The sequence below is a fragment of the Pseudomonas sp. GW821-FHT07G10 genome (genome assembly GCF_059418545.1).
In genome coordinates this window covers 102,916-110,167 of record NZ_JBWKQB010000014.1, presented here as the reverse complement: position 1 = coordinate 110,167, position 7,252 = coordinate 102,916, and the positions used below count along the sequence as shown (strand labels likewise).

General features: G+C 57.5%; 5 protein-coding genes. All 5 read right to left on the bottom strand.

The features are described from left to right. Positions 1-216: 216 nt before the first annotated feature. Positions 217-609, bottom strand: a complete 393-nt coding sequence (locus tag AC07O1_RS17000) for a hypothetical protein (RefSeq protein ID WP_495089453.1) — start codon at positions 607-609, stop codon at positions 217-219. Between the two features lie 79 nt (positions 610-688). Next, positions 689-1,084, bottom strand: coding sequence for a hypothetical protein (locus AC07O1_RS16995; RefSeq protein ID WP_495089452.1), 396 nt, complete (start codon positions 1,082-1,084; stop codon positions 689-691). Between the two features lie 94 nt (positions 1,085-1,178). Further along, positions 1,179-1,544, bottom strand: a complete 366-nt coding sequence (locus AC07O1_RS16990) for a hypothetical protein (protein WP_495089451.1) — start codon at positions 1,542-1,544, stop codon at positions 1,179-1,181. 107 nt (positions 1,545-1,651) lie between these two features. Then, positions 1,652-2,056 carry a hypothetical protein gene (locus AC07O1_RS16985; RefSeq protein ID WP_495089450.1) on the bottom strand — a complete coding sequence of 135 codons (405 nt, stop codon included), beginning with the start codon at positions 2,054-2,056 and terminating at the stop codon, positions 1,652-1,654. Positions 2,057-2,059: 3 nt separating this feature from the next. Next, positions 2,060-6,883 (bottom strand): RHS repeat-associated core domain-containing protein, encoded by a 4,824-nt coding sequence (locus tag AC07O1_RS16980; protein ID WP_495089481.1) that lies wholly within the window; start codon positions 6,881-6,883, stop codon positions 2,060-2,062. Positions 6,884-7,252: the final 369 nt, after the last annotated feature.

The window sequence follows — 7,252 nt, the reverse complement described above, 5'->3', positions numbered from 1 at the left end:
CGTCCAGTGAGGCATTCCCACGCAGAGCGTGGGAACGATCTATATACTTCAGTGGTTTCCATTTGGTTTCCTATAGGGATTATTGTTTTGTGGTGAGAGGTCAGCCTGCTTTCGGCTTCTACAAATAATTCTGTCCCTCTGCCAGAGTCGACTGACAGACCGCCTTCTCGCGGGCAAGCCCCCTCTCCACAAATGCTCTCTGGCCTGACGATCTAATTACCCGACTAACGATTTTATCCAGCGCTGATAAAAATCTTTTTGCTCCTGTATGTCATTGGTAATATCGTTTTCTTCGTAGTCGAAAATATTTACCACATCTTCATCTTCACTTGACCTTCCCCATTTAAGTTCATACGCAACTACTCCGCAGGACATTTGCGAGGACATGCGAGAGGGGTGAACATTGAGTTTTGCTCCTTTGCATAAGAATTTTATATTTGGAAATTCGGCCCTCACCAACCCCAAGCAAACATAAAGATCCTGTGCAACATACGTTTTTCTAAAGCCATTCATTCTTATGAAGGTTAATGTTGTTTTTTGTCTGTCACAGTCGACTACAGCCGCCTCAATGCCCCCATCAACCATTAAAAGAATCTCTCTTTCAATCATGCTTCACCCTCTACCTGTGAAAGGGGGACGAGTTGCTCTTCGATAAATCCAGAATAAATTCACCCTTATTTGTTATTAGCTACTCCGACTTAAGGGATTTCAACCAGCGAAAAAAATAGTCTTTTTGCTCTTGTGGATCACTGACAATGTCACTCTCTTCATAATCAAAAATATTAACCACATCTTTTCTTGAGGCGTGAACACCTAAAGCATGCTCATAAGCCATGATTCCAGAAGTCATTTGTGACGACATACTGGATGGTCGTACGTTTATTTTCGCGCCCTTGCAGAGAAATTTTATCTGAGGAAACTCTTTAATTATGCCACCTAAGCAGTCGTAAATATCTTGCCCTGTAAAAAACTTGGTAAAACCATCTTTCAGCGTGAGTTTTATGCTTTGATTCCGCTCGTCGAAATTCAATATAGCTTCCTCTCTTTTATTATCAACGATTATAGAAATTCTCTTGATAGTCATTGATCACTCTTCCTCAGAGGCTGAAAAGGTAACGAATTTATTTTTGAAAACAACTAAAATAAATCCGCCCCTCCTTTCCATTGGAACAATTAAACTAAAGAGAATCAAACCAACGATCGTAAAAATCTATTTGCTCTTGTATTTCATTGGTAATGTCATTTTCTTCGTAGTCGAAAATATTCACTAAGTTTTCTCTTTTGCTTTGCTTTCCCAAAGTAAGCTCATACGCCATTATCCCGTTGGACATCTGTGAAGACATGCTAGAGGGGTGGACATTCAACTTTGCTCCTTTGCACAGGAACTTTACGTCCTTGAAATCTTTTCTGAGCAATCCAAAGCAAATGTAAATATCTTCGCCTGTATAGGTTTTTTTGAGTCCGTTTGCCATGATTATGGTTAGAGCAGGTATCTTCCTGTCGCACTCGACGTAAGCCGCCTCATTGACTTCATTTATACTCAATATTATTTCTCTTGCGACCACATACTCCTCCCCGCTTACAATCAGCCATATAACATTCAACACAACTGTTGCTACCCATTCATTTTAAATAGTCACTTTTTCCACTTCTAGTCATCATCACTTCCTACTATTGAGTCTCGCCAGCGCATGTAAAACTCCTTCTGCACCTTAGGATCGTTTGTTAAGTCATTTTCTTCATAATCAAAAATACTAACCAAATCACTTAATGAAGAGGGTTTCCCCAATGTCAGTTCGTACGCTTTCACACCCAGGGACATTTGTGATGACATACTGGACGGGCGAACATTTATTTTAGAGCCTTTACAAAGAAATTTAATCTCCGGACTATCCTCCCTAACACACCCAAAGCAATTATAGAAGTTACTTCCAGAATAGGTTTTATTAAAGCCATTTTTCATAATGAAATTTATGGTTAGTTTTTCCGTGTCACATATAAATATTGCTTTTTGCTTTTCATTATCAATGCTTATAGTTATTTCTACAGTTTCCATTTTTTACTTCCTGTATGGATTCAGCATGGTAGGCCCAGTACTGCGACCATCAGCTCTCACTGGGGTTGCACCGAGAACATCTTCTCTATTTATACGCTCAGGTATTGCTATTTCAACCTCATTTCCAAACTTGTATTTCTCTCTTAGCTCCTTCTTTACATCACGCCCTGGTATTTTCCGCAACGTATACAGATACCCACTTCTTATATAAAAGCCTGTAGCAAATGCGACCCCTACCTCTCTAGACGGTGACGTACTAACAAAGTTGCTCGGAGGGTTATCGCTGTCGAGGGAATGAAGCAACAAGTCATTGCTGTCTCCTTTACTCTTAAAACCATGCTCAAAGATTTTATCTGGGTGTCGGTCATCGCCACGGTATAAATATCCCTCTTTCCCCTTTGATGCAGGTAGCTTCGGCTCGCCCTCATCAACCTTAGCTTTACCCGCCGGGTCTTCCACCCCCATCGACGGCTGACACCCATCGCCACCGGGGCAGGTATTCAACCCCAACGGATCCACCCAGCCCGTCGGATTTGGGGTGTACTGGTAGGCGTTCAGCCCACCGGCCAGTTTGCTCGGGTCCGGGGTCAGGTAGCGGCCGTTGTCCGGAGTGTAGTAGCGATGGCGGTTGTAGTGCAGGCCGCTCTCGGCGTCGCAGTATTGGCCCTGGAAGCGCAGCGGTTGCTCGAGGTGTTTTTCGCTGTCTTGCTTGAGCCGGGCGAGTTTGCCGTAGGCCTTGTAGGTAGCCGACCAGACGATTTCGCCGCTGTAGTCGGTAAGCTCCTGCGGGGTGCCGAGGTGGTCGAGTTGGTAGTAGAACGGGCAGGCGTTGCGTGGGCCTTCGCCGTCGAGCAGGGCCAGCGGGCGGCAGCTGCCGGGTTCGTAGAGGTAGCTGCGGTAGTGGCGGCTGCCGCGTTCGGCGATCAGCTGGTCGCCTTGCCAGAAGAATTCGGTGCTCTGCCCGTCGACGGTTTTCGCGATGCGCCGGCCGAAGGCGTCGTAGCGGTAGCTGGCACTGCTGCCATCCGGCAGCGTGACGCCGATCAGCCGGTGCTGGCCGTCGTAGCGGTATTCGCTGACGAGGCACTGGGCCTTGCCGCGGCGCTCGCGGATCAGGTTGCCGTAGGCGTCGTAGTCGTAATGGCGGTCGCCGTGCATCCGCAGGCGGTTGCCTTGGACGCGGGCCGGGCCGGGGCGGTCCTGCATCAGCAGGTTGCCGGCCGGGTCGTGGCTGAAGTGTTCCGGGGGTTCGCCCTGGGGCGGGCGCACGCCGAGCAGCCGGTCTCGCAGATCGTAGTCATAACGGCGCTGGCCGTGGCGGCTGTCGCTGAGGAGGGCCAGGTTGCCGTTGGCCGCGTAGGTGTAATGCCGGTGGTACCGCGACTGTTGTTGCTGGCTGAGGGCGTGGGCCTGCAGGCGGCCCTGCTCGTCGTACTGGTACTGGCTGAGCAGTTGGCCTTGCTGGCGTTGTTGTTCACGACCGGCGTCAAAGACGTGCGTGGTCAGCCGGGCGCCGTTGAGGTCGATGGCGCTCAGCGCCCCGCCCTGGGCGTGGTGGTAGTCGAGGGTGCCGTGGTCCGGCAGGCGCAGCTGCTTGAGCCGGCCGCAGGCGTCGTAGCGATAGCGCAGGGTGCCCCAGCCCTGGTGCTCGGTGATCAGCCGGTCGTGCCGGTCGTATTCGAATTCCAGCGGCCAGTCGGTGTCGCGGTCCGCGACGCCGACCAGACGGCCCAGCGCGTCGTAGCGGTAGTCGACGGTGTTGCCGTCAGGCAGGGTCTTGCGGGTCAGCCGACCGTGAGCATCGCGTTGGTACCCGGTGACCAGCGTTGAGCCGTCGTCACCAAACTCGGTCTTCTCCAGCAGCTGGCCGTTGAGGTCGTAGGCGTAGGCGGTGCGCCGGCCATCGAAGCCGGTCTCCTCCCGGATCAGGCCGTTGGCGGCGTATTCGAGCCGGTAGCGTTCGCCGGCTTCGTTTTCGATTTCGCTGAGCAGCAAATGCGCGGGGTCGTAGCGGTAGCGCAGCTGGCTGCCGTCGGGGTTGATCCGGCGGCTGACCAGGTGCAGGTCGTCGGCGTATTCGTAACGGGTGAGGCGGCCCAGTTCATCGCGTTCGGCGGTGACCTTGCCGTAGGCGTTGTAGCTGAAGGCGCGGCTCGCGCCGCCGGGCAAGGTGGTCTGCAGCAGCCGGCCGACGGCGTCCCACTGGTATTGGGTGACGGCGCCGTGTTCGTCCTGGCGGCGGATCTGCCGGCCCAACGCGTCGTAGGCATAGCGGCGTTGGCCGCCGTTCGGCAGCTGTTCTTCGATCAGTTGGCCAAGCCCGTTCCAACCCAACGTGTGGAGGCTATGGTCCGGATAACGGATGCCGGTTAACTGACCTTTGGCGTCGTAGTGGTAATGGGTGACCTGGCCGTCGGGATCGATCTGTTCGGTGAGATCGCCCTGGGCATTGCGCCGATAGGTCCACTGCGCCTGACCGCGCTGGCGGCGGTGCAGGTGGCCGTTGCGGTACTCATACGCCGTCGGTTCATCCTCGGCGGGCAGCACCGCGATCAGGCGCCCGGCCTCGTCATAGCGGTATTCGGTGACGGCGCCGAGCGGGTCCTGCTCGGCGATCAACCGGCCCTGGTCGTCGTAGGCCTTAAGGTGCTCGGCGCCGTCCGCCTCGACCTGGCGCAGCAGCCGCGCCTGCGGGTCATGGACGTAAAGCTCTTCGCGGCCGTCGGCGTGCCGGACGCTGACCCCGCCCTGCTCGTCCCAGACGTAGCGCTGGTCCATCTGCGCAAAACTCGCCCAGTGCCGGATGCAGCGCGCGGCTTTGCCCGTGCGTTCCCACTCCCAGAAGAAGCTCGCGCCACCGGCCAGTTGCCGCTGCAGGATGACCTGCTGATCGTCGTAGTCGTAACGCTCGCATTCACCGGCGGCATTGGTCGCCTCGACCAGGCGCTGGCGGTCGTCATAGCGGTAGCGAACCAGCGTTTGCTCGGTGCGCCAGCAGGCTTCGAGGGTGTCGGCCGGGTGAAAGCTCTGGTAGTCGACGGCGATGATGTGCGCGCGGTCATAGCGCAGGCGTAAGGCGCGGCCGGCGCCGTTGTCGAGGCGGTGGATGCGGTCGTGGATATCGCGGGTGATGTGCAGACGGTTGCCGTAGGCATCGCTGATCGCGCTCAGCCGCCCCGCACGAAAGTGGTAGAAGCGCGCCGCATCGCCGGCCTGGGCGAGGATCAATTCTTCTGAATCGTCGCCCAGGTAAATCGCCGCCCGCGCCAGGCTGTTGTGGATCGCCGGGCGCTCGACACTCGGCAGCGGGAAGCGCGTGCGGCGGTTCTCCTGATCGATCCAGATCACCGAGTCGCCACTGATCTCCAGCCGCTGCGCCAGCGGGTGACTCCAGCCCCACCCCAGCCCGCCATCGAGCTCCACCGCGCTGCTGCGGTACAGCCGGGTCCAGCTGAACGGCAACACCCCGTCCAGTTCACCGTCGGTGAGGCTCAGCAGTTCTTCGCCGGTGACCATCGACACCGGGCAGCCGCGGGTGGCGGTTTGGCTGGCGGTGTCGGCGCTGGCGCCCGCGGGGTTTTTCGCCTGCTCGGGGGCGTCGTCGTGGGGTTGGTGTCGGCTCAGGCGGGTCATGCGCCCGCTCTTGTCGCGCGCCAGGGCCGCGGGATTGTTCACCGCCAGCGTCGGCGTGGCGCCGGGGTGATGCGGGTCCATGGGGGCAATCTTGAGGGGCACGCCCGGGGTTGGCGCGAGCGGCGCGCCCCGGGCCTTGACCAGCAGCGGTTTGAGCTGGTCGGCGTGGGCGCCCAGGCGATGGGCGGCGGTGAATTCGGCGAGCTTTTCGCCCAACTGTGCAAACCACTGTCGAGCACGGTCGGACTTGATCTGGCCCAGCACCCGGGTGCTCATGCGCAGCTTGAAGCCAATCCCCGCGGTGCAGCTGATCAGCAGCAGATTGATCAGCACTTCGCTGCGGATTTCGGCCAGGACTTCGATGAGGTCAGGCGGTGGCAGCATCCGTAGCCAACTGACGATGGCCGACAGGTAGACGAACTGCAGCGGCTCATCGCTGAGCACCAGCAGGCCGTTGGCGATGGCCTCCCTGGACGCGCTCAGCAGGGTGTCGAGTTCGGTTGGGGTCAGGTACTCGAGGAGTTTTGCGCTGTTCGGTTGCAGGTCGGCCAGCAGCCGGTAGAGCTGCTGAACGTCATCCCACACACCGAACAGGGCACTTTCGAAGCCGCGCCAATTGGCCTGCTGCAGGGCGCGGTAACGCTCAAGCAGGTCGGCCTCGGAAAAGCTCGCCCACGCCGGCTGAAACTGGCTCGCCCAGGCGTGGCGCAGCCAACCTTCAAGCTCACCGATCAGCCCTTGATAGGAGGCGTACAGCGCCTTGACATGGTCCGGGGAAACGTGGGGGAAAAAGGTGATGCGATAGCGCTGGCCGCGCCAGCATTTGGGGACTTCGAGAATGCCCTCAGGACCGATGGTTGCGTGAATCGGCTCCCCCACCACCACCTCGCCGCTGCGGCCATGGATGACCGGCTCGAGCAGCACCGGCGTATTGCCGATGGGCACGAAGCGGGCGGACTGGAACATGTGCACCAGGGTCAAGGGGCCGCTGGCGGGACAGCTCGCGACCGTCGTGCTGACCGGTGCCCGGGAGTCTTTCGGGGCGACCAGGCTGACCTCATGGCCGACCTTGAAGACTTGTTCGACATCCAGCGCCCAGCCGGTCCAGAAGCTCTCGGCCCAGGCCGGGTAATCGTTGAGGCAGTGTTTGAAGTCGTTGAGGACGGTGTCGATGTCGGGGTTTTTCGGGTCCATGACGGCGAAGACCAGCAAGCCGATGGAGGTCTTCACAACGCCCGTGTCCCGGGCCGGCAGGTGGTGGGGTCATACATCCGCAATCCCTCGCGTGGGTGGTACAGGACGCGAGACTGTGCAGGGGATGCCGGGGGAATGAAGCCGGGGAAGTTCGAGAGAGCGGGTAGGAGTTTTCGCTAAATCAGACGGAACAATTCAACAGCCGCAGAGGCAATGAGCGCCGAGCCTGTGGCGAGGGGGCAAGCCCGCTTTTTGATTACTGGGTGTCAGATCTGCCAATGATCGTTCCCACGCTCTGCGTGGGAATGCAGCCCGTGACGCTCTGCGTCACTGCCGAAGCGATTGCTGCGCGTCCAGTGAGGCATTCCC

Bases quoted from the DNA above. Each gene is read 5' to 3' on its own strand.
- AC07O1_RS17000 (WP_495089453.1), bottom strand. From the start codon at position 609: ATGATTGAAAGAGAGATTCTTTTAATGGTTGATGGGGGCATTGAGGCG.
- AC07O1_RS16995 (WP_495089452.1), bottom strand. From the start codon at position 1,084: ATGACTATCAAGAGAATTTCTATAATCGTTGATAATAAAAGAGAGGAA.
- AC07O1_RS16985 (WP_495089450.1), bottom strand. From the start codon at position 2,056: ATGGAAACTGTAGAAATAACTATAAGCATTGATAATGAAAAGCAAAAA.
- AC07O1_RS16980 (WP_495089481.1), bottom strand. From the start codon at position 6,883: ATGGACCCGAAAAACCCCGACATCGACACCGTCCTCAACGACTTCAAA.